Source organism: Paraburkholderia sp. JHI2823 (assembly GCF_038900695.1).
In the GTDB taxonomy this organism is placed as follows: domain Bacteria; phylum Pseudomonadota; class Gammaproteobacteria; order Burkholderiales; family Burkholderiaceae; genus Paraburkholderia; species Paraburkholderia mimosarum.
In genome coordinates this window covers 39,785-63,742 of the sequence record NZ_JAYMRY010000019.1, presented here as the reverse complement: position 1 = coordinate 63,742, position 23,958 = coordinate 39,785, and the positions used below count along the sequence as shown (strand labels likewise).

Sequence of the window (23,958 nt, the reverse complement as noted above, 5' to 3'; positions counted from 1 at the left end):
CGCCGCGCGAGGAGGCAGCCATGCTGGAACCACTTTCGCTAGCGGCGGGCCTGTCCTGGGGCAGCGGCCTGCGCCTCTATCTCACCGTGCTGCTGGCCGGGGTACTGCAGCGCCTTGGGCTCATCCATCTGCCCGACACGCTTGCCGTGCTCGCATCGCCATGGGTGATCGGCATTGCCGCGGTGCTCACGGTGCTCGAATTCCTCGCCGACAAGATCCCCGCATTCGACTCGCTGTGGGACGCGGTGCATACCTTCATTCGCATTCCGGCCGGTGCCGTACTCGCGGCCGGCTCGCTCGGCCATGCCGACCCGGCGCTGTTGACCGTCGCCGCGCTCGCGGGCGGCACGCTCGCGGGCACGGCGCATCTCGCCAAGGCCGGCACGCGCGCACTCATCAATCTATCGCCCGAGCCCGTGTCGAACGTCGTCACGTCGACTGCCGAGGACGGCATGACGTTCGTGGGCGTCCTGCTCGCGTTCTTCGTGCCGCTGCTCTTCCTCGTCATGCTGGTGGCGTTTCTCGTGCTGGCGGGCTGGGCGCTGCCGCGCCTGTGGCGCGGCGTGCAGGGCGGCTTCCGCGGCATGGCAGCGCACATGGTCTCGCGGCTTTCGTTGCGAGGTCATCACGATTGAGCGGCGGCGCGCCTTCTTCCCCCAACAGCAGGCCTGCGCGTAGCGACGGTGGCCCGGGGCTCGTCCAGGACGAGCCGCCCGGGGCCAACGGCGACCGGGGCGGCACGCATCGGTCCGCCGCCGTGCGGGCCACGCCGGGCTGGTCCGATCTCGTGCATCTTTCCGCACGGATGACGGCGCGCGACTGGCGAGCGGGCGAGCTGACGATGCTGCTGTTCGCGCTGGTGCTCGCCGTGGCCGCGCTAGCCAGCGTGGGTTTTCTCGCCGACCGGCTGCAGCGCGGCCTCGAACGCGATGCCCGGCGCATGATCGCGGCGGACTTCATCGTGCGCGCCGATCATCCCGTCGATCCAATGTTTGCGCGCGAGGCGCAAGCGCTGGCGTTACGCACGGCGACCACCGCCATTTTCCCGAGCATGGTCAGCTCGGGCGCGCCATCCGCTTTCGCAGCATCCGGCGCCGCCGCAAGTGCGACGGCCTCGCGCCTTGCGGCCATCAAGGCTGTCTCGGCCGGCTATCCGCTGCGCGGCGCGCTGCGCATCGCGGCCGCGCCGGGGGCGTCCGACCACGCGGCGCAGGGCATTCCGCCGCCCGGCACCGTCTGGGTCGACGACGAGTTGCTCGAAGCGCTCAAGGTGCACATCGGCGATACCGTCAAGGTCGGCACGCGCACCTTCACGGTGAATGCGCTCATCACGAAAGAACTCGACCGCGGATTTTCGTTCGTGAACTTCTCGCCGCGCCTCATGATGCGCGCGGACGAAGTCGCGTCGACGGGTTTGATCGGCTATGGCAGCCGCGTGACTTACCGACTGCTGGTGGCGGGCGCCGATCCGGCCGTCGCGCAGTTCGCGTCCTGGGCGCGTGCGCGCGTGGAGGGCGGCAAGATGCGCGGCGTCGCGCTCGAATCGCTCCAGGACGGCCAGCCGCAAGTACGTGAGACGCTCGATCGCGCACGCCACTTCCTCACGCTCGTCTCGCTCCTCACTGCTTTGCTTGCGGCGGTTGCGATCGCCATGGCCGCGCATCGGTATACGCGCCGCCATCTCGACGCCTGCGCCGCCATGCGTTGCCTCGGCGCGAGCCAGCGCACGCTGCGCACACTCTTCGTGCTGGAATTCGCGGGTCTCGGGCTCGTGGGCGGCGCGCTCGGCGTCGCGCTCGGCTATGCGGGGCATCTCGCGCTGCTCGCATGGCTCGGCAATCTAATCGACGTCGTGCTGCCGCAGCCCGGCCCGTTGCCCGTGATCGAGGGCATCGCCGCGGGACTGGTGCTGTTGCTGGGCTTCGCGCTCCCGCCGCTCTTGCCGCTCACGCGCGTGCCGCCGGTGCGGGTGCTACGCCGCGAGTGGGGCGACGAAGGGCGCGCCGCGTGGGCAGCGTATGGCGTGGGGATTGCGCTCTTCGCGGGGCTCCTCGTGCTCGCGGCGGGGGAGCTGAAGCTCGGCGGCATCGTGGCCGGTGGTTTCGCCATCGGGCTGCTCGTATTCGCGAGCGTGGCGCGCGCGGCGCTCTGGTGCGCGGCGCGCGTGGCGCGCAGTGGACGCCTGGGCGGTCAGACGCGCGCCGGCGTGGGCTGGCGCTATGCGCTGGCGTCGCTCGAGCGGCGGCCCGGCGCGAGCGCGCTGCAGATCACGGCGCTCGCCATCGGCTTGATGTGCCTCTTGTTGATCGCGATGACACGCAACGATCTCGTCGAAGGCTGGCGCAAGTCCACGCCGCCCGACGCGCCCAACGAGTTTCTCATCGACATCCAGCCCGATCAGCGCGGCGCCGTGGCCAGCTGGCTGCGCACGCACGGCATTGCGGGAATGACCGATAGCGACCTCCAGCCGATGGTTCGCGGGCGCCTCATTTCGATCAACGGCAAGCCCGTGAATCCCGACTCGTACAAGAGCGAGGACGCGCGGCGGCTCGTAGACCGCGAATTCAATCTCTCGTATACGACTACGCTGCCCGACGACAACCGCATCGAGGCGGGCACCTGGTACGGCGATTCCAGTGCGCCGCAGCTTTCGATCGAGCAGGGCCTTGCGAAGCTCATCGGCGTCAAGCCCGGCGACGTGCTGAAGTTCGACGTGACCGGCCTCGAAGTGACGGCGCCCGTGACGAGCGTGCGCAAGCTCGACTGGGGTTCTTTCAAGGTGAACTTCTTCGTCCTGATGCCGCCCGGGCTGCTGCGCGATTTTCCTGCGACATACATCACGAGCTTTCACCTGCCGCCCGCGCAGCGCGGGGTCGTGGATGGCCTCGTGGCGCGCTATCCGAACGTTACCGCCATCGACATCGCGCCGATCCTCGCGCAGATCGAACGCGTGCTGGAGCAGGTGATCGGCGCCGTGCAGTTCCTCTTTCTCTTCACGCTGGCGGCAGGCGTGCTGGTGCTCTACGCGGCGCTCGCAGGCACGCGCGACGAACGCATGCGCGAGTCGGCGCTGCTGCGTGCGTTGGGCGCGTCGCACCGGCAGGTCCGCACGGTGCAGGTGGCCGAATTCATCTCCGTGGGCGCGCTCGCGGGGCTCATGGCGGCGATCGGCGCGCAGGCCGTCGGCTCGGTGCTCGCCACGCACGTCTTCCAGTTCTATCTCCCGTTCGATCCATGGGTCTTGCCGGCCGGCATCGCGGCGGGCGTGGTTTGCGCGGGCGTGGGGGGCTGGATCAGCCTGCGGCACGTGCTCGCGCGGCCGGCATTGCAATCGCTGCGCGACGCGTGACGCGCCAGCCCGCGCCGCGCCACTATGCGAAAATCGCTGCTTGCCGGCGGCGCGATGGCGCGCTTGGCCGTCCCTCATTTCGCATTGTATTGACCGTATGACCGATCCCGCTGACGAAGCGCCGCAAAAACCCACGGCCTTCGAACTCGTCGGCGGCGAGGCGCGCGTGCGCGAGCTCGTCGACCGTTTCTATGACCTGATGGACCTCGAAGCCGAATTCGCGGGCATCCGCGCGATGCATCCGCAAACGCTCGATGGTTCGCGCGACAAGCTGTTCTGGTTCCTTTGCGGCTGGCTCGGCGGCCCGGACCACTATATCGAGCGCTTCGGGCATCCGCGCCTGCGTGCGCGTCATCTGCCGTTCGCGATCGCCTCTTCGGAGCGCGACCAGTGGCTGCGCTGCATGGCCTGGGCGATGGAAGACGTCGGCCTGCCCGAGCCGCTGCGCGAGCGCCTGCTCCATTCGTTTTTCGATACGGCCGACTGGATGCGCAATCATCCGGGCTGAGGCGGTGCCCGGTTGGAGCCGGGTCGGCTGCGCTCCATTGTGCCGGTTCGTGGGCCAGTACAGTCAGGCGCTCACGGATTGCGGCTGTCCGGCGAGGACGTCTGCTACGCGGCCATAATGGCCTTTTGGCGAGGCGGTTTGGGTTAGACGCGGATTGCGCGCCGCACGGCCACCGGTAGACGGAACAAGGAGACACCCTCTATGACGACCACCCGCGCGCTCTTTCGCGAAGACGCCTATCTCACGCATTGCGAGGCGACCGTGCTCGCCGTCGGCGACGACGGCGTGCGCCTCGACCAGACCGTGTTCTATCCGCTCGGCGGCGGCCAGGCCGGCGACACGGGCGCGCTGGTGCTCGCCGACGGCACGCGCATCGAGATCGCCGACACGCGCAAGGCAAAGTTCGACGGCGCGACGCCCGACGACGCGTTGCACGTCCCCGCGCCCGGGCAGGAAGCGCTCCTCGCGCGCCTCGCCGCCGGCGCACGCGTGCGCGCCGAGATCGACTGGGCGCGCCGCCATCGGCATATGCGTCTGCATACGGCGAGCCATCTGATGTGCGCAGTGCTGCCTTACCCCGTGGACGGTTGCAGCATCACGACCGACTACGCGCGCCTCGACTTCGCGACCGTGGAGCCTATCGAGCGCGAGACGGTGGAGGCGCGGCTCGCCGAGCTCGTCTCGGGCGCGCATCCGGTGGCGACCGAATGGATCACCGACGACGAGATGGCGCAACGCCCCGACCTCGTGCGCACGATGAGCGTCAAGCCGCCGATGGGCCTTGGCCGCGTGCGTCTGCTGCGTATCGAAAACGTCGACTTGCAGCCCTGTGGCGGCACCCACGTGCGCAACACGCAGGAGATCGGCGGGCTGCGCGTCGCGAAGCTCGAGAAGAAGAGCGCACGCACGCGGCGCCTCGTCCTCGAACTCGTGCAATGAATCCCGGTCCGCGCGCGGTGCTCGACTTCTGGTTCGGTGCGCCGGGCACGGAGGCGTTCGGCCGCGAACGCAAGATGTGGTTCCGCAAACGCGCGGTGTTCGACGCACAGTTGCGCGAACGCTTCGGCGCGCTGGTCGACGCCGCCCACGCGGGCGAACTCGACGCCTGGTGCGCGACGCCCGAGGGGGCGCTCGCGCTCGTGATCGTGCTCGACCAGTTTTCGCGCAACTGCCATCGCGGCACGCCGCGCGCGTTCGTCGCCGACGAGAAGGCGCTCGCGATCGCGCGCGCGATGGTGGCGAGCGGCGCCGATCTGCGCTTGCCCACGCTGCAGCACCGCGCGTTCGCCTACTTGCCCTTCGAGCATGCCGAGAGCATCGAGGCGCAGCGCGAGTCGCTGCGGCTCTTCGGCGAGCTGGCAAAAGATCCGGAAGGTCAGGGCTACTACGATTACGCGGTGCAGCACGCGAAGGTCATCGAACGCTTCGGGCGCTTTCCGCATCGCAATGCGCAACTCGGGCGCGCGTCCACGGAAGAGGAAACGGCATTCCTGCGCGAACGCGGATCGTCGTTCTAACGAACGTCAGCGCGTTTCTTCAGCGACCGCCGCTCACGTCGACGAGGGCGCCCGTCACATAGGACGCGGCGTCGCTCAGCAGCCACACGATCGTTTGCGCGACTTCGTCGGCGCTGCCGGGCCGGCCGAGCGGCGTTTGCGCGCCGAGCACGGCTGCGCGCTCGGGGCGGCCGCCGCTCGCGTGGATCTCGGTATCGATGAGGCCGGGGCGCACCGCGTTCACGCGCACGCCCTGGGGGCCGAGTTCCTTGGCGAGGCCGATCGTCATCGTGTCGATTGCGCCTTTCGACGACGCATAGTCCACATACTCGTTGGGCGAGCCAAGCCGCGCCGCCGCGGAAGAGACGTTCACGATCGCGCCGCCGTCGCCGCCGCGGTCCTTCGACATGCGCCGCGCCGCTTCGCGCGCGCACAGGAATGCGCCATAGACGTTCACGTCGAACATGCGCTTCAGGCGCTCGGCGCTCATGTCGGCGACCTGGCTACCGGGCGCGACGATGCCCGCGTTGTTCACGAGCGCGTCGATCCTGCCATAGGCCGATTCGAGCGTGTCGAACATCGCGATGACATCGGCCTCGCTCGCCACGTCGCCGCGCAGCACGCGCGCGTGACCGCCGGCGCGGCCCACCTCGGCGGCGGATTCGTCGGCGGCCGGCTCGTTGTGGAGATAGTTGACGCCCACGGTCCAGCCGTGTGCGCCGAGGAGGCGCGCCGTCGCGCGGCCGATGCCGCGGCTCGCGCCGGTGATCAGGGCAACCTTGCTCATTGCGATGCACTCATGGTGATGACTGCGCGTAGTGACTCGGGTTGGTCTGCGCCAATGGCGCCATGCGATCCGACGGGGATCAAACGTTCTCGCGCTGCTGCGCCCACTTGTCTTTCGCGGGCGCGTGGTAGCGCTTGAGCTTCGCGATCAGCGCGACGGGGTCGCTGTCGGTTTGCAGCATATCGCGGTAGGTCTGGCGCATGAAGCCTTCGCGCACGGTGTGATCGAGCAGCGCCATGAGCGGATCGTAGAAGCCGCCGATATTGAGCACGCCCACGGGCTTGCGGTGATAGCCGAGCTGCGCCCAGGTGTAGACCTCGAACAGCTCTTCGAGCGTGCCCGCGCCGCCCGGCAACGCGACGAAAGCGTCGGAGAAATCGGCCATCATTTTCTTGCGCTGGTGCATGTCGGGCACGACGTGCAGCTCGGTCAGGCCCGCGTGGCCCACTTCCTTGTCGACCAGCAACTCGGGAATCACGCCGATGGCGCGGCCGCCGCCCGCCATCACGGTGTCGGCGATCACGCCCATCAGACCTACCTTGCCGCCGCCGTAGACGAGCGCGAGATTCGCGGCGACGAGCGCGCGGCCGAATGCCTGCGCCGCTTCGGTGTGGATCGGGTTGGCTCCAGGCGAGGAGCCGCAATATACGCAGACTGCTTTCATTCGGCTGTGGCCTTTATTCGCGGTTGTCTTTCGCTGTGTTCGCACCCTCGCGCGGCGGCAGGTAATCGTAGAACTCGCGCTTCGCGAGCTTGCCCGAAACGAGGTCGTCGAACAGTTCGCGCGCGCGGCCGCGCAGGTACGGCGCCATCAGCGAGACGATCTGCACGCTGACCTGATGCAGCTCGTCGCGAATCGCTGCCTGGTCGTTGTACTTGCGCGGGTTCATCACGAACTGGTACGACAGCCAGTAGGTGGCGATCACGCCGATGTTGGTCGAGATCACGTCGATCTCGGCGGGCGTGGCGACCATTTCGCCGTCTTCCACGAGCTGCTCGCAGAACTGCTTCGCGAAGTGCACCTTGTGGCTGATGATCCGCTTGAAGTGCATTTCCAGCGTGCGGTTGCGCGCGAGCAGATCGTTCAGGTCGCGATACAGAAAGCGGTAGCGCCACGTGAAATCGACCATGTACTGCAGATAGGCCCACATCTCGTCGATGGTGGCGCGATGGTCTTCGGGAAAACGCAGACGCTTGTCGATCTCCTGCTCGAACTGGCTGAAGATGCTGTTGATGATGTCGTCTTTGTTGCGGAAGTGGTAATACAGGTTGCCTGGACTGATCTCCATTTCCTCGGCGATGGTCGTCGTGGTGACGTTCGGCTCGCCGATCTCGTTGAACAGCTTCAGCGACAGCTCGAGAATCCGTTCGCGTGTGCGGCGGGGAGGTTTGGCTTCCATGTCGTCCGGCCCTGAAAATGCTATGCCGGGCTCAGGCGCCCCGCCAGTGCGTTGCGGTGCGCGCGGCCCGGGCGCGGTTGGTCGTTATGAGACTGTCGTTCGATTATAAACCGACGGCCCGCGCGCACCGCCAGCTTGCGCCAGAAGGGCAAGAGCGGACGCAAGGCGATGCGCCCGCGGGTTGCCGCGCGTGTCGCGAGTCAGGCGCCGCTAAAGCACGCCGAGCCCGTGCAGCAGCAACGGGCCGAAACGGGGCACGAGGATCAGCCCCCAGGTCATCACGCAGAGCAGCAAGGCGACCGTCACGGCCGCGCTGCCCAGGTCTTTGGCGCGGCCCGAGAGCTCATTGCGTTCGAGACCGATGCGGTCCACGGCGTTCTCGATGCCCGAATTGAGCAGCTCGACGATCAGCACCAGCATGACGGAGCCAAGCAGCAGCACCCGCTCGACGGGCTCGACCGGGACGAACACGCCGATCGGCACGAGGATGGCCGCGAGCGTGAGCTCCTGGCGAAACGCGCTCTCTTCGCGGATTGCGGCGCGAAAGCCCTTGATCGAATACTTGAGCGCCTTCCATGCGCGCGTGACGCCGCGGTTGCCCTTGTACGGGTTGAAGGGCAACGGGGCGAGTGGATCATCGGGGCCGAGCGGCTCGTGCAGGTGCGGGGGCTCGGGAGGCTCGGGCGCGGCGGCCGGTGCAACCGGCGTCGTGGGAATTTGCGGGGCGTTCCGGGTCGCGGGCAGCGGCGTAGCGTCAGCAGTGGGCGCAGGTGCAGAAGCCGGAGCAGAACCGGGCACGCGCGGATCGAGCGCCTCGGCCGTCCGCGCGGTGCGCGCAGCGCCGCCGGCGCCAGGGCGGCCCGACGGGCTCGCGCTGTGGGCGCCTTGGGCACTGTGCGGCGGGAAGGGGGAACGTGGCGTCATGGCGGTGCGCTGGTGTGTTGCAGTATTGCACGATGCGGTCGCGCCCGGGGCGTCCGTGTCCCCGGCGTGCCTGCTGACGGTCGAGGCGCGGGCCATGGCCGGCCTGGCGCTCAGGCCGAGGCGCTCGAAGGCTCCATCGTCGCGCGCGAACGCGGCTTGAGGTGCGAGGCAAACTGCTCGGAGGCCGCGCGCCACGAGAAGCGCTCGGCCCATGCGCGTGCCTCGGCGCGGCCGATCTTGAGCGCTTCGAGGCACGCTTCGCGCAGGTCTTCGTTCATGGCGCCTGCGCCGCCGTTGCCGAGCACGTCGATGGGGCCCGTCACCGGATAGGCGGCCACCGGCGTGCCGCATGCGAGCGATTCGAGCAGCACGAGGCCAAAGGTGTCGGTGCGGCTCGGGAACACGAACACGTCGGCGGCGGCATAGACCTTCGCGAGCTCGGGCTGGCTCAGGACCCCCAGGTAATTCGCCTGGGGATAGCGCGACTTCAGCTCGGCGAGCGCCGGGCCTTCGCCGCACACCCATTTCGAGCCGGGCAGATCGAGCTTGAGGAACGCCTCGACGTTCTTCTCCACGGCTACGCGGCCCACGTAGAGGAAGATCGGGCGCGCCGTGTTGAGCACCTTCGATTCCATCGGCCGGAAGATGTCGAGGTCCACACCGCGCGTCCACAGCACGACGTTCGTGAAACCGAACTTTTCGAGGTCGGCCTTCACGACGGGCGTGGGCGCCATCACCGCGAGCGACGGCTTGTGGAACCAGCGCAGGAAGCGGTAGGTCGCCGAAAGCGGAACGCCGAAGCGCGCCTGCACGTACTCGGGAAAGCGCGTGTGGTAAGCGGTCGTGAACGGCAAGTCGTGTTCGATCGCGTAACGCCGCGCGGCGAGTCCGAGCGGCCCCTCGGTCGCGACGTGGATGGCATCGGGCCCGAACGCGCTGATGCGCTCGCGCAGACGCCGCCTGGGAAACAGCGAGAGCCGGATTTCCGGGTAGGTGGGGCACGGCACCGTGCGGAACTCGAGCGGCGTGAGCATTTCGACCTGATGCCCGAGCGCGACCAGTTCGCGCGTCGTGTTCTTCAGCGTTCGAACCACGCCGTTGACCTGCGGCTCCCATGCATCGGTCACGATCATTACTTTCATTGGCCGTCGGCCCTCTCGTTGTGCGGTTATGGGTGCGTGACGCAGCGGCTGTGGGCTGCTGCGGCCGGTGTTGCTGTCAATACGGTTTCAAGCGCGGCGTCAAGCGCGCTGCCGAACGCGCTGTCGAATGCGCGCTTTGACGATCAAGCCGCGCTCACGCGGGCCTTGCGCGTTGAGGCCTGAGCCTCCGGCGCACGCATCACGGTCCAGTAGACGATGCGCAGTTCGCCTTCGAACGTCTCGACGAGCGCCGAGAGGCTCTCCACCCAGTCGCCGTCGTTGCAGTAGAGCATGCCGTCGATGTCGCGGATCTCGGCCTTGTGGATGTGGCCGCAGACCACGCCGTCGCAGCCGCGCCGGCGCGCTTCGTCGGTCATCACGCGCTCGAACGAGGAGATGAAGTTCACCGCGTTCTTCACCTGGTGCTTGAGGTACTGCGAGAGCGACCAGTACTGGAACCCGAGCTTCGCGCGAATGCGGTTGAACCAGCGGTTGAGCACGAGAATCAGCGTGTAAGCCGAGTCGCCGAGGTAGGCGAGCCATTTGGCGTGCTGGATCACGCCGTCGAAGAGGTCGCCGTGCACGACCCACAGGCGCTTGCCGGAGAGCGTCGTGTGGAAGGCTTCTTCGCGCACGTGAATGTCGCCGAACGCGAGATTGCAGAACTGGCGCGCGCTCTCGTCGTGGTTGCCCGGGATGTAAAACACCTGGGTGCCCTTGCGCGCCTTGCGCAGCACCTTCTGCACGACGTCGTTGTGCGCCTGCGGCCAGTACCAGCCTTTCTTCAACTGCCATCCGTCGATGATGTCGCCCACGAGGTACAGGTACTCCGACTCGTTGTGGCGCAGGAAATCGAGGAGATACGACGCCTGGCAGCCGCTCGTCCCAAGATGGACATCGGAGAGCCAGATCGTGCGATAGCGGGTCGGGTCGGGGTGATCGTCGTCGCGGGAGCCGGTGGCGGGGGCGTCGTCGATCGACGACGGTGGCAAGGGCGGTGCGGGAAAAGTGGCGCCGCCGGGAGACGGGTGGAACGTGGCGGAGTCGGTGCCTCGTCCGGTGGTCTGCCGGAACAGGGTGGTCGCTGACGTCTTTTGGGCCATGGCGCGCGCGGCAGGTTGGAATACGCGCATTGCGCCATGCCGGCGTGACGGCAACATGACAGTCACGAGACGGTCTCGTTACGCAGTCCTGCGTTGTGCTCAACGGCTGCTATCTGGCGGCAACGCGGGGGCTTTCCGCGCGCTGAGCCGACGCGCCCTGTCGCGCAATTGCGACAATGCGTGTGCCCGCGATACGGTCGTGGAGGAACTGCCGGTCGTGGGCGAAGCGGGCGCTCGCGGCCCAGATCACGAACCAGCAGGCTGCGAGCACGAGCGTGTGGGGAACCGAAAGACCGAGCAGCGGGTGCAGCACGAGAGGCGGCAGGAACCACAGCCAGGCGGCGAGGTAGCGCAGCACCGCTCGCGCGAGGGTGGGCGGCTTGCCGTCCGGGCCGACCACGCGCAGGCGCCAGGTTTGCATCGGCAGCGTCTGCCCGCCCTTGTGCCAGAAGCCGACGAAATACGCGCCGGCCACGCAGATGATCCAGGCTGCCATCAGGTTGTGATGCGTGTAGCCGTTGCGCTGCTGCAAGGCGAGGCTGAACGCGAGCCCCGCTGCGAACACGACGCCGAAGAGCAGCACGCTCTCGTAGACGAGCGCGGCCAGACGGCGGCGAATCGAGACGGATGCGGGTTCAGAGGACGGGGCGATGGGCTGCTTGCTGGCGGCTTGGGCGCTTTCGGACACGATGGCGTCGGTTCGTGGACGGGACGCCCAAGCATAACCGCGAAAGCGCACACGATGAAACGGTGGGAACGCGGCGGCGGGTTAACGATAAATGCGCGATCAATGCGCGATCAATGCGCGATCAATGCGCGATCAATGCGCGTGAATGCGCGTGAATGCGCGTGAATGCGCGTGAATGCGCGTGAATGCGCGTGAATGCGCAAGCGCTAATGGAGCGCTTCAGGACCCCTTGAACGCCGCGGGCGCTTCGGCGGGCGAGACGGGGATCGGCGTGGCAGGCACGAAGCTGCCGGCGGCTGGAACGCCTGCCGCGAAAGACGATGCCGTCGGCGCTTCGCCCGGCGCACCAGGCGTTGCGGGCCCGAGGCCCGAACCCGCGCCGCTCGCGCCGGCGGCGCCCGACGCCCCAGTCACGCCCGCGGGTGCGTGCGGCAGTCCGCGATGATCGCGCTCGTTCACGAGCCGTTCGATATCGCGAATCTCGCTCTTGTTGCCGGTGGGCGGCGCGCTCACGACGGTGGGCCGGCGCTTGCGCTCGCTGGCTGCGAGGCGCTCCTTCTGCTCTTCGGGGAGTTGCTGGTAAGCCTTCCAGGCGCGCTGGCGCGCCTGCGCGGGCAGTTCCTTCGACACCTGGTAATTCTCGCGGGCGACGCGGCGCTGCTCGGGCGTCATGCGCACCCATTCGGCCATGCGCTCGTGCAGGCGCTTTTGCGCATCGGGTGACATCTTTGGGTACCGCGACGCGATCTTCAGCCATTTGCGCTTGCGCTCGTCGCTGAATTCGTTCCATTCGGAGGCGAAAGGAGCGAGCGCCGCGTGCTGCGCATCGCTCAGATGGGCCCAGGCAAGCGGGTTGTCCCGGCCGGGCAGGGGGGTGAACGCGGTCGTGAGCGAAGTCTCCGGCGCTGGCGCTTTCGCCGGTGCGGCGGCACCCGCCGCGTTTTCGTCGGCCGGCGCGGGGTGAAAGCGCGGGTAGGTCGCCACATACGACACGGCTGCCGCGACCACACATCCAATGACAACGGCCAGGCCGCGCTTGTAACTCACCCCGTTGGTCTCCTGCTCAGATTTGCTTAATGCGCGCGCGTCAGATACGCGTTGAACCCGTGATCGAGGTAGGCAGTGAGCGGAAGGTCGTCGCTCAGCATGGCCGCGTCGATGTCGGCGAGTTCAGCGGTGCGTTGCTGATCTTCGAAGTACGCGATGGCAAAGAGGCCCGCCACGAGCGCCGCGAGCGGCCAGGCGAGCGCGAAGCGCGCGAGCGCCGAACGGCGCCGCGCGGGCTGGCGCGACGGCGTGCCGGACAGGCCGCCGACGCCGGCCGCGGCGAGCGCTGGCGCGCGCACGAGGACGTACTCGGCCTTCTTGCGGGCGAGTGCGGTCTTTCGTGCGGCGGCGAGTCGGGCGGTGGTGCCGGCGGGCAGGTTGGCGGCACTCTCGTCGAGCGCACGGCGCATCTCCCGCACGAACTCTAGTTCTTTGTTTTCGAGGGCGGTGCTCATAGCGTGATTCCTTTGGCCTTGAGCGCTTGAGCCAGCGTATGAGTGGCCCGGGAGCAGTGCGTTTTCACGCTGCCTTCGGAGCAGCCCATTGCAGCGGCAGTCTCAGCGACATCCATATCCTCCCAGTAACGCATCAGAAACGCCTCCCGTTGACGTGCCGGTAATTTCTGGATTTCGTCGTCGATCATCTGGAGCACCTGCGCGCGTTCGATCTGCTGCTCGCTGCTCTCGGCCCCTGCCGTTCCTTGCCCGGCTTCGAAGGTTTCGAGGGGATCGAACTCCTCGTCGTCGGCGTTGCCGAGCGACGAAAACAGACTCACCCACGTATTGCGTACTTTCTGCCGACGAAAATAATCGTGCATCGTATTTTGCAAAATACGCTGAAAGAGCAGGGGGAGTTCGGCGGGTGGTCGGTCTCCGTATTTTTCGGCGAGCTTGATCATCGCGTCCTGCACGATGTCGAGCGAGGCGTCGTCGTCCCTTACGGCGTAGACCGTCTGCTTGAACGCGCGTCTTTCGACGCCCGCCAGAAAGTCGGCGAGTTCCTTGTCTGATGCCATCCGTTGCAGGGCGCCGCCGCCGGCGTACGCGTAATCGTTCGAAAAAATGTCGTAAAACCCGCGGATCCTAGCAAATTTTTGCAGCCACTGGGTAGCGGAAGGGCCTTGGGGCTGCGCCGCATCATGGCGCTGCATACCGCGCCGGCTTCACTTGCGGGACCTGGCATGCGCCGCGAGCCGTGCGCGAGCGCAACGATCGTGCCCGGCGCCGCAAGAATTGCTTGACCGAAGTGCGCCGAGCCGCTATCTTCGACGGTTCGCAACATAAGTGACTTGTCTCAATTCAGGTGTGGCCCATGAGGCTCATCTGTCAACTGGACGCGCCGCTTGAACCCGAGCCACAAGCCCGGCAGAGAGCACCCGATCAATTTTTTGCCGAAAATTCGAAAGGTGAATGATGAATATGCCCAGCGCGGAATTCTCCACGTCGGTCCCCTCTTCTCAAGAATCTGACCCCCAAGGCAGCACCCAATCCATCGGCGGCACCGTGCTGATGAAGGCGCTCGCCGACGAGCAGGTCGAATTCATCTGGGGCTACCCCGGCGGCTCGGTACTTTACATCTACGACGAGCTTTACAAGCAGGACAAGATCCAGCACGTTCTCGTGCGCCACGAACAGGCAGCCGTTCACGCCGCCGACGCCTACGCGCGTTCGACCGGCAACGTGGGCGTGTGTCTCGTGACCTCGGGGCCTGGTGTCACCAATGCGGTGACGGGCATCGCGACGGCCTATATGGACTCGATCCCGATGGTGATCATCAGCGGCCAGGTGCCCACCGCCGCGATTGGTCAGGACGCCTTCCAGGAGTGCGATACGGTCGGCATCACGCGTCCCTGCGTGAAGCACAACTTCCTCGTGAAGGACGTGCGCGATCTCGCCGCCACCGTCAAGAAAGCTTTCTATATTGCGCGCACCGGCCGTCCCGGCCCCGTGCTGATCGACATTCCGAAGGACGTGTCGAAGGCGCCGTGCACGTACGAACCGGTGAAGAGCGTCTCGCTGCGCTCCTACAATCCGGTCACCAAGGGCCATTCGGGGCAGATCCGCAAGGCGGTCTCGCTGCTCCTCTCGGCGAAGCGTCCGTACATCTATACCGGCGGCGGGATCATCCTCGCCGATGCGTCGCGTGAACTGAACCAGTTCGCGGACCTGCTCGGCTACCCGGTCACGAACACGCTGATGGGCCTGGGCGGCTACCGCGCGAGCGACCGCAAATTCCTCGGCATGCTCGGCATGCACGGCACCTACGAAGCCAACATGGCGATGCAGCACTGCGACGTGCTGATCGCGATCGGCGCGCGCTTCGACGACCGTGTGATCGGCGACCCGGCGCACTTCGCTTCGCGCCCGCGCAAGATCATTCACATCGACATCGACCCGTCGTCGATCAGCAAGCGCGTGAAGGTCGATATCCCCATCGTCGGCGACGTCAAGGAAGTGCTCAAGGAGCTCATCGAGCAGCTGCAGCACGCCGAGCACGGCCCCGATACCGAGGCGCTCGCCGCCTGGTGGAAGGACATCGAAAGCTGGCGCGAGAAGAACTGCCTGAAGTTCGACCGCGGCAGCGAAATCATCAAGCCGCAGTACGTGGTCGAAAAGGCGTGGGAACTCACGGGCGGCAACGCGTTCGTGTGCTCGGACGTCGGCCAGCACCAGATGTGGGCCGCGCAGTTCTACCGCTTCAACCAGCCGCGCCGCTGGATCAACTCGGGCGGCCTCGGCACCATGGGCTTCGGCCTGCCGGCGGCGATGGGCGTGAAGATGGCCCACCCCGACGACGACGTGCTGTGCATCACGGGCGAAGGCTCGATCCAGATGTGCATCCAGGAGCTGTCGACCTGCAAGCAGTACGACACGCCCGTGAAGATCATCTCGCTGAACAACCGCTACCTCGGCATGGTTCGCCAGTGGCAGCAGATCGAATACAGCAAGCGCTATTCGCATTCGTACATGGATGCGCTGCCCGACTTCGTGAAGCTCGCCGAAGCGTATGGCCACGTCGGCATGCGGATCGAAAAGACGGCTGATGTGGAGCCGGCGCTCAAGGAAGCGCTGCGCCTGAAGGACCGCACGGTGTTCCTCGATTTCCAGACCGACCCTTCCGAAAACGTCTGGCCGATGGTACAGGCCGGCAAGGGCATCACCGAGATGCTGCTCGGCTCGGAAGACCTTTAACGGTATTTGCACGGCGTCGTTCCGACCTCGCGCGGCGCGCGTCCACACAACGGGCGCGCGGGTTCGCGGGGAAGGGCGGCAACCACGCTAACTGGACAAATCGCGGATCACATCATGAGACACATCATTTCCGTTCTGCTGGAAAACGAGCCGGGCGCGCTCTCGCGCGTGGTCGGCCTCTTCTCCGCACGCGGCTACAACATCGAAACCTTGACGGTGGCACCGACCGAAGACCGTTCGCTGTCGCGCATGACCATCGTTTCCATTGGCTCGGACGACGTGATCGAACAGATCACGAAGCATCTGAACCGCCTGATCGAGGTGGTGAAGGTGGTCGACCTTACCGAGGGCGCCCACATCGAGCGCGAGCTGATGCTGATCAAGGTAAGGGCGGTCGGCAAAGAACGTGAGGAGATGAAGCGGATGGCGGATATTTTCCGCGGCCGCATCATCGACGTCACCGAAAAGACCTACACGATCGAACTGACGGGTGCGAGCGACAAGCTCGACGCGTTCATCGAGGCGCTCGACGCCACCGCGATTCTCGAAACCGTCCGTACGGGCAGCTCGGGCATCGGGCGCGGAGAGCGCATTCTGAAGGTGTGACCCGACCACAGTCGATCTTGCACCGGAACCTGACCGGATGCGGCTGTCACGAGACGCGGCATCCGGTGCAGCACAAGCTGATAGCAGTACCGAAATTCACCAGACTCTCGCCAAGGAACCAACATGAAAGTTTTCTACGACAAGGACGCCGATCTCTCCCTCATCAAGGGCAAGCAGGTCACGATCATCGGTTACGGCTCGCAAGGCCACGCCCACGCGCTGAACCTGAAGGACAGCGGCGTGAACGTCACGGTTGGCCTGCGCAAGAACGGCGCATCGTGGAGCAAGGCTGAGAACGCCGGTCTCCAGGTCAAGGAAGTGGCCGAAGCGGTGAAGAACGCCGACGTCGTCATGATGCTGCTGCCCGACGAGCAGATCGCCGACGTGTACGCGAAGGAAGTCCACGCGAACATCAAGAACGGCGCAGCGCTCGCGTTCGCGCACGGCTTCAACGTCCACTACGGCCAGGTGATTCCGCGCGCCGATCTCGACGTCATCATGATCGCTCCGAAGGCGCCGGGCCACACGGTTCGCGGCACCTACTCGCAAGGCGGCGGCGTGCCCCATCTGATCGCTGTCCACCAGGACAAGTCGGGCGCAGCGCGCGACATCGCCCTGTCGTACGCAGCGGCGAACGGCGGCGGCCGTGCCGGCATCATCGAAACGAATTTCCGCGAAGAGACCGAAACCGACCTGTTCGGCGAGCAAGCCGTGCTGTGCGGCGGTACGGTCGACCTGATCAAGGCGGGTTTCGAAACGCTGGTCGAAGCGGGCTACGCGCCGGAAATGGCGTACTTCGAGTGCCTGCACGAACTGAAGCTGATCGTCGACCTGATCTACGAAGGCGGCATCGCCAACATGAACTACTCGATCTCGAACAACGCCGAGTACGGCGAGTACGTGACGGGCCCGCGCGTCATCACGGCCGAGACGAAGAAGGTCATGAAGGAAGTCCTCAAGGACATCCAGACCGGCGAATACGCGAAGAGCTTCATCCTCGAGAACAAGGCCGGCGCGCCGACGCTGCAATCGCGCCGCCGCCTCGGCGCCGAGCACCAGATCGAAGTGGTCGGTGCGAAGCTGCGCGCGATGATGCCGTGGATCGCCGCGAACAAGCTCGTCGACCAGTCGAAGAACTAATCTGACGTTGCAGCGCTGAATCGCGCGCGGCATCCGGTCGCTTCAAAAGTCGCCGCGCGACAGCAAACGCCGAGTCGGACCCGAAAAAGCCGCCCAGGTGGGATGAACCCTGGGCGGCTTTTGCTATCCTACGGTTTTCAAAATAACAGCGAAGCCACCATGAATTACCCCCATCCGATCATCGCGCGCGAAGGCTGGCCGTTCATCGCCATTGCGGCCGTCGTGGCGCTCTTGATCCATGCGGTCGCAGGCTTCGGACTCGCATGGCCTTTCTGGCTCATCCTCATCTTCGTCGTTCAGTTCTTCCGCGATCCGCCGCGCCCCATCCCCAGCCAGGCCAACGCCGTGCTGTGCCCGGCAGACGGCCGCATCGTCGCCGTGGAAACCGCGCACGACCCGTACGCAAACCGTGAAGCGCTCAAGATCAGCGTATTCATGAACGTCTTCAACGTGCACTCGCAACGTTCGCCTGTCGATGGCGCCGTCGCCAAGGTCGAGTACTTCCCGGGCGCGTACCTGAACGCCGCCATCGACAAGGCCTCGACCGAAAACGAGCGCAACGCCGTCGTGCTGACGATGGCCGACGGCACGACCGTCACCTCCGTGCAGATCGCCGGCCTCATCGCGCGCCGCATTCTCTGCTACGTACGTGCGGGCGAGCCGCTCTCGCGCGGCCAGCGCTATGGTTTCATCCGTTTCGGCTCGCGCGTCGACGTCTACCTGCCCGTGGGCAGCCGCCCGCGCGTGTCGATCGGCGAGAAGGTGTCCGCCTCGTCGACGATCCTCGCCGAACTGCCGACGCAATCGGCGTAAAGGAGGGTTGCGATGGCCGGATTCAAACAGCGTCGACCCCGCAACCCGGCCGGCGGGCCGTTGCCGCGGCCGTTCCGGCGCAACAAGTCGGTGCAGGAGCCGATGGGTGTCGCCGCGAACCGGCGCGCGGCGCGCCAGGAGTTCCTGAAAAAGCGCGGCATCTATTTGCTGCCCAACGCGTTCACCACGGCCGCGCTCTTCTGCGGCTTCTTCGCAGTCGTGCAGGCGATGAACGTGCGTTTCGAAGTGGCGGCCATCGCCATTTTCGTGGCGATGGTGCTCGACGGGATGGACGGGCGCGTGGCGCGCATGACGCACTCGCAGAGCGCCTTCGGCGAGCAGTTCGACAGCCTTTCGGACATGGTGTCGTTCGGCGTGGCGCCCGCGCTCGTGATGTACGAATGGGTGCTCAAGGATCTCGGGCGCTGGGGCTGGCTCGCGGCTTTCGTCTACTGTTCGGGAGCGGCGCTGCGTCTCGCGCGCTTCAACACGAACATCGGCGTGGTGGACAAGCGCTTCTTCCAGGGGCTGCCGAGCCCGGCTGCGGCGGCGCTGATCGCCGGCTTCGTGTGGCTCGCCACCGACAACCGCGTGCCCCTCAAGCTGTCCTGGCTGCCGTGGGTCGCCTTCGTGCTGACGATCTATGCAGGCGTGACGATGGTGTCCAACGCGCCGTTCTACAGCGGCAAAGCGCTCGACGTGCGCCACCGTGTGCCGTTCGCGGCGACGCTGCTCGTGGTCGTGGCGTTCGTGCTCGTTTCGTCGGATCCGCCGCTGATGCTGTTCGGTCTGTTCGTGCTGTATGGGCTTTCGGGCTATGTGTTCTGGGCGTACCAGGCCGTGCGCGGGCGCGGGAACCCGGCGCGTTCGTCGCCGCGAGAGCGGTAGCGTGCGCGTGTGACGCAATCCTGCAAGAAGGGCTGTGCGTAAGCGCGGCCCTTTTTTTTGACGCCGCCCGCTGTTTGCGCCTACAGCTCTCCCGTGCTGACTGCACACGCTGGTCGCCCACGCCGGTCGCCTACGCCGGTCGCCCACGCTGGTTGCCCACGCTGGTTGCCCACGCTGGTTGCCCACGCCGGTCGCCTCCCATTGCACTATCGGCCGATTCCGGCTATAGTCGGCGCCATGGATACCATCCAGTTCCCCCTCTTTTCCCTTCAAGCCGGCGCGCCCCTAAGCACGCTAGCGCTAGCGCGCCTGCCGCGCTGATCTCGCTCGCCCTCCGTAAGCCTCGTTCATTGTCAGCGTCGCCATCGGTGGCGCGAACACCCAAAATGCGGTTTTGACACTGAACAAGTCCCCCTGGAGACCCGAAATGGCAGCAGACAAGCTCATCATTTTCGATACGACGTTGCGTGACGGCGAACAGTCGCCCGGCGCGTCGATGACGAAGGAAGAGAAGATCCGCATTGCGAAGCAGCTCGAGCGCATGAAAGTGGACGTCATCGAGGCCGGCTTCGCGGCCAGCTCGAACGGCGACTTCGACGCGATCCATACGATCGCCGGCCTGATCAAGGACAGCACGATCTGCTCGCTCGCCCGCGCGAACGACAAGGACATCCAGCGCGCCGCCGACGCGCTCAAGCCGGCCGACCACTTCCGCATTCACACGTTCATCGCCACTTCGCCGCTGCACATGGAGAAGAAGCTGCGCATGTCGCCCGAGCAGGTGCTCGAGCAGGCGAAGCTGGCCGTGCGCTTTGCGCGCAAGTTCACGAACGACGTGGAGTTCTCGCCCGAAGACGGCAGCCGCTCGGACATGGATTTCCTGTGCCGCGTGCTCGAAGCCGTCATCAACGAAGGCGCGACGACGATCAACATCGCCGATACGGTCGGCTACGGCGTTCCCGAGCTCTACGGCAACCTCGTGAAGACGCTGCGCGAGCGCATTCCGAACTCGGACAAGGCCGTGTTCTCGGTGCACTGCCACAACGACCTCGGCATGGCCGTGGCGAACTCGCTGGCCGGCGTGAAGATCGGCGGCGCGCGTCAGGTGGAGTGCACGATCAACGGTCTCGGCGAGCGCGCGGGCAACACGTCGCTCGAAGAAATCGTCATGGCCGTGAAGACGCGCAAGGACTACTTCGGCCTCGAGATCGGCCTCGACACCACGCAAATCGTGCCGGCTTCGAAGCTCGTTTCGCAGATCACCGGTTTCGTCGTGCAGCCGAACAAGGCCGTGGTGGGCGCGAACGCGTTCGCGCATGCCTCGGGCATCCATCAGGACGGCGTGCTCAAGGCGCGCGACACCTACGAGATCATGCGCGCCGAAGACGTGGGCTGGAGCGCGAACAAGATCGTGCTCGGCAAGCTCTCGGGCCGCAACGCGTTCAAGCAGCGCCTGCAGGAACTGGGCATCGCCCTCGACAGCGAAGCCGAACTGAACAACGCGTTCGCGCGCTTCAAGGAACTGGCCGACCGCAAGGCCGAAATCTTCGACGAAGACATCATCGCGATCGTCACTGAAGAGTCGGCGGAGGCGCAGGAGAAGGAGCACTACAAGTTCATCTCGCTCGCGCAGCACTCGGAAACCGGCGAGCGTCCGCACGCGCGCATCGTGTTCTCGGCCGACGGCAAGGAAGTGACGGGCGAAGCGGCCGGCAACGGCCCCGTGGACGCCACGCTCAACGCGATCGAAACGGAAGTGGGCAGCGGCTCGGAACTGCTGCTCTACTCGGTGAACGCGATCACGACGGGCACCCAGGCGCAGGGCGAAGTGACGGTGCGTCTGTCGAAGGCGGGCCGCATCGTGAACGGTGTGGGCACCGATCCCGATATCGTCGCGGCCTCCGCGAAGGCGTATATCTCGGCGCTCAACAAGCTCTACTCGTCGGATAGCGACAAGCTCAATCCGCAGCGCGCGTAAGCAGTGGCGGGGCGTATGGCCCCGCTTTGCCTGTCGCGCGAATGAGGCAATCGAAAAACCCCCGGGCTCGCAAGCGCGCGGGGGTTTTGTTTTGCTGCGCGAGGATCGGAACGCTCAGAAAAGGCTGCGTCGGTCCGGGTCGTGCAGCGGGTCCGGCGTCTTCTGCGTGAGCCGCAGGATGCCCTGCTCGTCGAAGTAGAAGCTGTAGAGCATGTACCAGACGTTGTCTTCGAGGTAACGGTAGGTCCAGGCTTCCTTCTTCATCAGCGGAAAGTAGGCTGTCTCGACCGGGCGGCCGAAGTTCACGAGCACGTCGGTGCGCGTCCATTTGCCGATTTCGGCGCGATAGAACTCGTTGGGCTGCAGGACCTGACGCAAGTTCACCACCTTGCCGCTTGCGTCGATGTCGGCGGCCGTCGTGGTTTCGCCCATCGGCTGGGTCGGCCACATCAGGCGCTTGCCGCCATCGGGCAGGTCGTAGATTTCGGCGGGCGGTCCGAAGCGGGCGACCACGGCCTGGGCGTCGTCGCCCGCGTGGAATTGCTGCCACGGCTGCGCACAGCCCGCGAGCGCGAGTGCGCCCACACCCGCGAAGAGGCCGAGACGCGCACGGCGCGCGGCGATCCGCACGCGTATTGCAAGCGAGGTTGAGAAGCGCGTGAACATGATGTCCCCCGTTGGCAAGATTGCATTGACCGCCGTGAATCTGGATCCCTTATTTTGACACGCCACGCGATGCTCGCGGACCTGGGCTGCGCGGTCCCGTGCGGGAGGGCGGCCTTGCCGTCGCCCCGTCTCGCGGCCTATGATCCGCGCTTCGATTGACAAACCGGCGGGCAACGGAAAAGTCGGCATTGAGGAAAGAACGCATGAAGGCAGGAAGAAGGCGTGCGGCGGCAGTCGTATTCATGATGGCGGCCGGGCTTGCGGCCGCAACTGGCGTGCAGGCCCAGGAGGCCCCGGCGGGCAAGCCGGTCCAGCTTGCGCTGATCGAAGGCATGTCCGGCCCGTTCGCCGATGCGGGCGCGGCGGTCGAGCGCAACCTGCGCTTCGGCGTGGAGCGCGTGAATGCGGGAGGCGGCGTCGCGCTGCGTGACGGGCGGCATCCGCTCGAGCTGGTCACGCTCGACAGCAAGGGCAGCCCGGAGGCAGCGCTCATGCAGCTGCGCGCGGCGCAAGATCGCCATATCGGCTATGTCATGCAGGGCAACAGCTCGGCGGTGGCGGCGGCGCTCGTGACGGCGATCGATCGCCAGAACGAACGCGCGCCCGACAACCGCCAGGTCTTCCTCAACTATTCCGCGGACGACCCGGCGCTCACCAACGCGAACTGCAGCTTCTGGCACTTCCGCTTCGACGCGCACGCGGGCATGCGCATGGACGCGCTCGCCGACGTCATCGCCGCGGACAAGACGGTTACGAAGGTGTATCTGCTCAATCAGGACTACAGCTTCGGGCACGTCGTGAGCACGCTCGCGCGCGAAGCGCTGGCGAAGCGGCGTCCGGACGCCGCCATCGTTGGCGACGAATTCCACCCTATCGGCCGCGTGAAGGACTTCGCGCCGTACGTCGCCAAGATCCGGGCGACGGGTGCCGACGCCGTCATCACGGGCAACTGGGGCAACGACCTTACGCTGCTCGTGAAGGCCGCGCGCGAGCAGGGGCTCGAAACGAAGTTCTACACGTTCTATGGCAATAGCCTCGGCGCGCCCGCAGCGCTGGGCGACGCGGGCGTGAAGCGCGTGATTGCCGTGGCAGACTGGCACCCGAACGCGGGCGGCGCGGCCTCCGATGCGTGGTACAAGGCGTTCCGTTCGCGTTACCCGGAGGCCCAGGCGGACTATCCGGTGTTGCGCATGTCGATGATGGTCGAGATGCTCGCCCAGGCCATGACGAAGGCCGGCACGGCCGACCCCGAGACGGTCGCGAAAGCGCTGGAGGGCCTGCGCTTCACGGGGGACGAAGCCCGCTTCCACCCGATGTGGATGCGCGCCGACGACCACCAGGCCATCCAGCCCCTTTACGTCATGCAGATGGACAGGCAGGGCACGCCGGGCGTGCGGTACGACAATGAAGGCTCGGGATACGGTTTTCGCACGGTGCTGGCGGTCCCCGCTGAACGCACCGTACCGGCCACCACCTGCCAGATGAAGCGGCCCTGACTGCGTGCCTTGTTGCAAGCGGGTGCGCGGCGAATCGGGGCTGTGCTATACTGCGCCCCTTGTTGCGAATCCGCGGCAAGGTAGTTGGGTAGTAAAGAAGCAAAAGCAGAGTAGTAAGAACCAAGCCACGGCACGGCCTTTCTTCCGTGACCGCTCGTTTGTTTTAAAGGAAAAGCAAAATGTCCGTAGCAGATATCAAGAAGTCCGACGTCGTCGCGCAATTCGCGCGCGGCACCAATGACACGGGTTCGCCCGAAGTTCAGGTTGCGCTCCTGACGTCGCGTATCAACGAACTGACCGCGCACTTCAAGTCGCACGCCAAGGATCACCACAGCCGCCGCGGTCTGCTGCGCATGGTGAGCCGCCGCCGCAAGCTGCTCGACTACCTGAAGGGCAAGGACGCTGATCGTTACCGCGCGCTGATCGAGAAGCTGGGTCTGCGCAAGTAACCGGAAGGTCTTCCACAAAGATGCCTGTGTCAGTTTCCGCTGATGCAGGCATTTTGTTTTTGAACGGCGCGCTTCATGCAGGTTTGATTCGATGCCTGCCGGCTCGAAAGCAATACCACGTAGCACCAGCAGTACGAGCAGCAGGGCCGGGCCTCGGGGCAGAGCTTTGTGTCATTCCAGCAGATCGTGTGCGCCTGTGTCGCAAGGTCGCGATCCGCTGGAATGGCATAACACTCCTCTTCCTGCGCGGTGCCGGAGCCTGTCTTGCCGCATCACCCGCGTGTGCG

General features: G+C 66.0%; 24 protein-coding genes. 13 read left to right on the top strand and 11 right to left on the bottom strand.

The genetic code is table 11. The annotated features are described in order from the left end of the window. Positions 1 to 20 precede the first annotated feature (20 nt). From VSR34_RS20810 to VSR34_RS20790, 5 genes are all read left to right on the top strand, one after another. On the top strand, positions 21 to 635 hold the full coding sequence (locus VSR34_RS20810) for a DUF4126 domain-containing protein (protein WP_028210432.1): 615 nt from the start codon (positions 21 to 23) through the stop codon (positions 633 to 635). Positions 636 to 805: 170 nt separating this feature from the next. Then, the gene (locus tag VSR34_RS20805; protein ID WP_028210431.1) at positions 806 to 3,349 is read left to right on the top strand and encodes an FtsX-like permease family protein; all 2,544 of its coding nucleotides are present in this window, start codon (positions 806 to 808) and stop codon (positions 3,347 to 3,349) included. A gap of 97 nt (positions 3,350 to 3,446) precedes the next feature. Beyond that, a complete protein-coding gene (locus tag VSR34_RS20800; protein ID WP_028210430.1) occupies positions 3,447 to 3,857 on the top strand; it encodes a group II truncated hemoglobin in 411 nt (136 codons plus the stop codon). Positions 3,858 to 4,058: 201 nt separating this feature from the next. Beyond that, entirely contained in the window at positions 4,059 to 4,796 is a 738-nt protein-coding gene (locus VSR34_RS20795) for an alanyl-tRNA editing protein (RefSeq protein WP_028210429.1), read from the top strand. Then, positions 4,793 to 5,374: a DUF924 family protein gene (locus VSR34_RS20790; RefSeq protein ID WP_342963355.1), complete on the top strand. Its 582-nt coding sequence runs from the start codon at positions 4,793 to 4,795 to the stop codon at positions 5,372 to 5,374. Before VSR34_RS20795 ends, VSR34_RS20790 begins: the two co-directional genes overlap by 4 nt. A gap of 19 nt (positions 5,375 to 5,393) precedes the next feature. Here VSR34_RS20790 and VSR34_RS20785 read toward each other — a convergent pair whose 3' ends face one another. The 10 genes from VSR34_RS20785 to VSR34_RS20740 all read right to left on the bottom strand — a co-directional run bounded on the left by VSR34_RS20785 (position 5,394) and on the right by VSR34_RS20740 (position 13,459). Continuing rightward, entirely contained in the window at positions 5,394 to 6,140 is a 747-nt protein-coding gene (locus VSR34_RS20785; protein WP_342963354.1) for an SDR family oxidoreductase, read from the bottom strand. 79 nt (positions 6,141 to 6,219) lie between these two features. Then, on the bottom strand, positions 6,220 to 6,804 hold the full coding sequence (locus VSR34_RS20780; RefSeq protein WP_028232280.1) for a TIGR00730 family Rossman fold protein: 585 nt from the start codon (positions 6,802 to 6,804) through the stop codon (positions 6,220 to 6,222). Positions 6,805 to 6,817: 13 nt separating this feature from the next. Next, positions 6,818 to 7,540: a TetR/AcrR family transcriptional regulator gene (locus VSR34_RS20775; RefSeq protein WP_028210426.1), complete on the bottom strand. Its 723-nt coding sequence runs from the start codon at positions 7,538 to 7,540 to the stop codon at positions 6,818 to 6,820. Positions 7,541 to 7,750: 210 nt separating this feature from the next. Beyond that, entirely contained in the window at positions 7,751 to 8,464 is a 714-nt protein-coding gene (locus VSR34_RS20770; RefSeq protein ID WP_238327647.1) for a diacylglycerol kinase, read from the bottom strand. Positions 8,465 to 8,574: 110 nt separating this feature from the next. Then, a complete protein-coding gene (locus tag VSR34_RS20765) occupies positions 8,575 to 9,606 on the bottom strand; it encodes a glycosyltransferase family 1 protein (protein ID WP_342963353.1) in 1,032 nt (343 codons plus the stop codon). A gap of 143 nt (positions 9,607 to 9,749) precedes the next feature. Further along, positions 9,750 to 10,709 carry a UDP-2,3-diacylglucosamine diphosphatase gene (locus VSR34_RS20760; RefSeq protein WP_028210423.1) on the bottom strand — a complete coding sequence of 320 codons (960 nt, stop codon included), beginning with the start codon at positions 10,707 to 10,709 and terminating at the stop codon, positions 9,750 to 9,752. Between the two features lie 109 nt (positions 10,710 to 10,818). Further along, positions 10,819 to 11,361 (bottom strand): RDD family protein, encoded by a 543-nt coding sequence (locus VSR34_RS20755; RefSeq protein WP_051390773.1) that lies wholly within the window; start codon positions 11,359 to 11,361, stop codon positions 10,819 to 10,821. A 255-nt stretch (positions 11,362 to 11,616) separates the two neighbouring features. Next, a complete protein-coding gene (locus tag VSR34_RS20750; RefSeq protein WP_028232281.1) occupies positions 11,617 to 12,444 on the bottom strand; it encodes a DUF3106 domain-containing protein in 828 nt (275 codons plus the stop codon). A gap of 26 nt (positions 12,445 to 12,470) precedes the next feature. Further along, positions 12,471 to 12,899 carry a DUF3619 family protein gene (locus tag VSR34_RS20745; RefSeq protein WP_028210421.1) on the bottom strand — a complete coding sequence of 143 codons (429 nt, stop codon included), beginning with the start codon at positions 12,897 to 12,899 and terminating at the stop codon, positions 12,471 to 12,473. Then, positions 12,896 to 13,459 carry an RNA polymerase sigma factor gene (locus tag VSR34_RS20740; RefSeq protein WP_028210420.1) on the bottom strand — a complete coding sequence of 188 codons (564 nt, stop codon included), beginning with the start codon at positions 13,457 to 13,459 and terminating at the stop codon, positions 12,896 to 12,898. Before VSR34_RS20740 ends, VSR34_RS20745 begins: the two co-directional genes overlap by 4 nt. A 397-nt stretch (positions 13,460 to 13,856) precedes the next feature. On the opposite strand from VSR34_RS20740, the gene VSR34_RS20735 reads away from it, so the two are divergent. The 6 genes from VSR34_RS20735 (at position 13,857) to VSR34_RS20710 (ending at position 21,060) form a co-directional block, all read left to right on the top strand. Continuing rightward, on the top strand, positions 13,857 to 15,635 hold the full coding sequence (locus VSR34_RS20735; RefSeq protein ID WP_028210419.1) for an acetolactate synthase 3 catalytic subunit: 1,779 nt from the start codon (positions 13,857 to 13,859) through the stop codon (positions 15,633 to 15,635). Between the two features lie 114 nt (positions 15,636 to 15,749). Next, positions 15,750 to 16,241 carry an acetolactate synthase small subunit gene (gene ilvN, locus VSR34_RS20730; protein ID WP_028210418.1) on the top strand — a complete coding sequence of 164 codons (492 nt, stop codon included), beginning with the start codon at positions 15,750 to 15,752 and terminating at the stop codon, positions 16,239 to 16,241. Between the two features lie 123 nt (positions 16,242 to 16,364). Then, a complete protein-coding gene (ilvC, locus tag VSR34_RS20725; RefSeq protein ID WP_028205689.1) occupies positions 16,365 to 17,381 on the top strand; it encodes a ketol-acid reductoisomerase in 1,017 nt (338 codons plus the stop codon). A gap of 159 nt (positions 17,382 to 17,540) precedes the next feature. Continuing rightward, complete coding sequence (locus tag VSR34_RS20720; protein ID WP_028205688.1) at positions 17,541 to 18,194, top strand: phosphatidylserine decarboxylase; 654 nt, start codon at positions 17,541 to 17,543, stop codon at positions 18,192 to 18,194. Between the two features lie 12 nt (positions 18,195 to 18,206). After that, a complete protein-coding gene (gene pssA / locus VSR34_RS20715) occupies positions 18,207 to 19,082 on the top strand; it encodes a CDP-diacylglycerol--serine O-phosphatidyltransferase (RefSeq protein ID WP_028210417.1) in 876 nt (291 codons plus the stop codon). Positions 19,083 to 19,509: 427 nt separating this feature from the next. Then, positions 19,510 to 21,060: a 2-isopropylmalate synthase gene (locus VSR34_RS20710; RefSeq protein WP_028232046.1), complete on the top strand. Its 1,551-nt coding sequence runs from the start codon at positions 19,510 to 19,512 to the stop codon at positions 21,058 to 21,060. Positions 21,061 to 21,174: 114 nt separating this feature from the next. Here the strand turns inward: VSR34_RS20710 and VSR34_RS20705 are convergent, their stop codons facing one another. Beyond that, a complete protein-coding gene (locus VSR34_RS20705) occupies positions 21,175 to 21,726 on the bottom strand; it encodes a hypothetical protein (RefSeq protein WP_238327645.1) in 552 nt (183 codons plus the stop codon). A 245-nt stretch (positions 21,727 to 21,971) separates the two neighbouring features. Between VSR34_RS20705 and VSR34_RS20700 the strand changes: the two genes are divergently transcribed. Both VSR34_RS20700 and rpsO read left to right on the top strand, forming a co-directional pair. Beyond that, entirely contained in the window at positions 21,972 to 23,222 is a 1,251-nt protein-coding gene (locus VSR34_RS20700; RefSeq protein WP_244145417.1) for a branched-chain amino acid ABC transporter substrate-binding protein, read from the top strand. A 179-nt stretch (positions 23,223 to 23,401) separates the two neighbouring features. After that, positions 23,402 to 23,671 (top strand): 30S ribosomal protein S15, encoded by a 270-nt coding sequence (gene rpsO / locus VSR34_RS20695; RefSeq protein ID WP_028210413.1) that lies wholly within the window; start codon positions 23,402 to 23,404, stop codon positions 23,669 to 23,671. The last annotated feature ends 287 nt before the right edge of the window (positions 23,672 to 23,958 follow it).

What these genes read in the sequence shown, in the direction of transcription:
- VSR34_RS20760 (WP_028210423.1), bottom strand. Translation starts at nt 10,709, where the DNA reads ATGGCCCAAAAGACGTCAGCGACCACCCTGTTCCGGCAGACCACCGGA.
- VSR34_RS20765 (WP_342963353.1), bottom strand. Translation starts at nt 9,606, where the DNA reads ATGAAAGTAATGATCGTGACCGATGCATGGGAGCCGCAGGTCAACGGC.
- pssA (WP_028210417.1), top strand. Translation starts at nt 18,207, where the DNA reads ATGGCCGGATTCAAACAGCGTCGACCCCGCAACCCGGCCGGCGGGCCG.
- VSR34_RS20795 (WP_028210429.1), top strand. Translation starts at nt 4,059, where the DNA reads ATGACGACCACCCGCGCGCTCTTTCGCGAAGACGCCTATCTCACGCAT.
- VSR34_RS20770 (WP_238327647.1), bottom strand. Translation starts at nt 8,464, where the DNA reads ATGACGCCACGTTCCCCCTTCCCGCCGCACAGTGCCCAAGGCGCCCAC.
- VSR34_RS20805 (WP_028210431.1), top strand. Translation starts at nt 806, where the DNA reads ATGACGGCGCGCGACTGGCGAGCGGGCGAGCTGACGATGCTGCTGTTC.
- VSR34_RS20785 (WP_342963354.1), bottom strand. Translation starts at nt 6,140, where the DNA reads ATGAGCAAGGTTGCCCTGATCACCGGCGCGAGCCGCGGCATCGGCCGC.
- VSR34_RS20710 (WP_028232046.1), top strand. Translation starts at nt 19,510, where the DNA reads ATGGCAGCAGACAAGCTCATCATTTTCGATACGACGTTGCGTGACGGC.
- VSR34_RS20810 (WP_028210432.1), top strand. Translation starts at nt 21, where the DNA reads ATGCTGGAACCACTTTCGCTAGCGGCGGGCCTGTCCTGGGGCAGCGGC.
- ilvC (WP_028205689.1), top strand. Translation starts at nt 16,365, where the DNA reads ATGAAAGTTTTCTACGACAAGGACGCCGATCTCTCCCTCATCAAGGGC.
- VSR34_RS20720 (WP_028205688.1), top strand. Translation starts at nt 17,541, where the DNA reads ATGAATTACCCCCATCCGATCATCGCGCGCGAAGGCTGGCCGTTCATC.
- VSR34_RS20735 (WP_028210419.1), top strand. Translation starts at nt 13,857, where the DNA reads ATGAATATGCCCAGCGCGGAATTCTCCACGTCGGTCCCCTCTTCTCAA.
- VSR34_RS20775 (WP_028210426.1), bottom strand. Translation starts at nt 7,540, where the DNA reads ATGGAAGCCAAACCTCCCCGCCGCACACGCGAACGGATTCTCGAGCTG.
- ilvN (WP_028210418.1), top strand. Translation starts at nt 15,750, where the DNA reads ATGAGACACATCATTTCCGTTCTGCTGGAAAACGAGCCGGGCGCGCTC.
- VSR34_RS20780 (WP_028232280.1), bottom strand. Translation starts at nt 6,804, where the DNA reads ATGAAAGCAGTCTGCGTATATTGCGGCTCCTCGCCTGGAGCCAACCCG.
- VSR34_RS20700 (WP_244145417.1), top strand. Translation starts at nt 21,972, where the DNA reads ATGGCGGCCGGGCTTGCGGCCGCAACTGGCGTGCAGGCCCAGGAGGCC.
- VSR34_RS20745 (WP_028210421.1), bottom strand. Translation starts at nt 12,899, where the DNA reads ATGAGCACCGCCCTCGAAAACAAAGAACTAGAGTTCGTGCGGGAGATG.
- rpsO (WP_028210413.1), top strand. Translation starts at nt 23,402, where the DNA reads ATGTCCGTAGCAGATATCAAGAAGTCCGACGTCGTCGCGCAATTCGCG.
- VSR34_RS20800 (WP_028210430.1), top strand. Translation starts at nt 3,447, where the DNA reads ATGACCGATCCCGCTGACGAAGCGCCGCAAAAACCCACGGCCTTCGAA.
- VSR34_RS20740 (WP_028210420.1), bottom strand. Translation starts at nt 13,459, where the DNA reads ATGGCATCAGACAAGGAACTCGCCGACTTTCTGGCGGGCGTCGAAAGA.
- VSR34_RS20790 (WP_342963355.1), top strand. Translation starts at nt 4,793, where the DNA reads ATGAATCCCGGTCCGCGCGCGGTGCTCGACTTCTGGTTCGGTGCGCCG.
- VSR34_RS20705 (WP_238327645.1), bottom strand. Translation starts at nt 21,726, where the DNA reads ATGTTCACGCGCTTCTCAACCTCGCTTGCAATACGCGTGCGGATCGCC.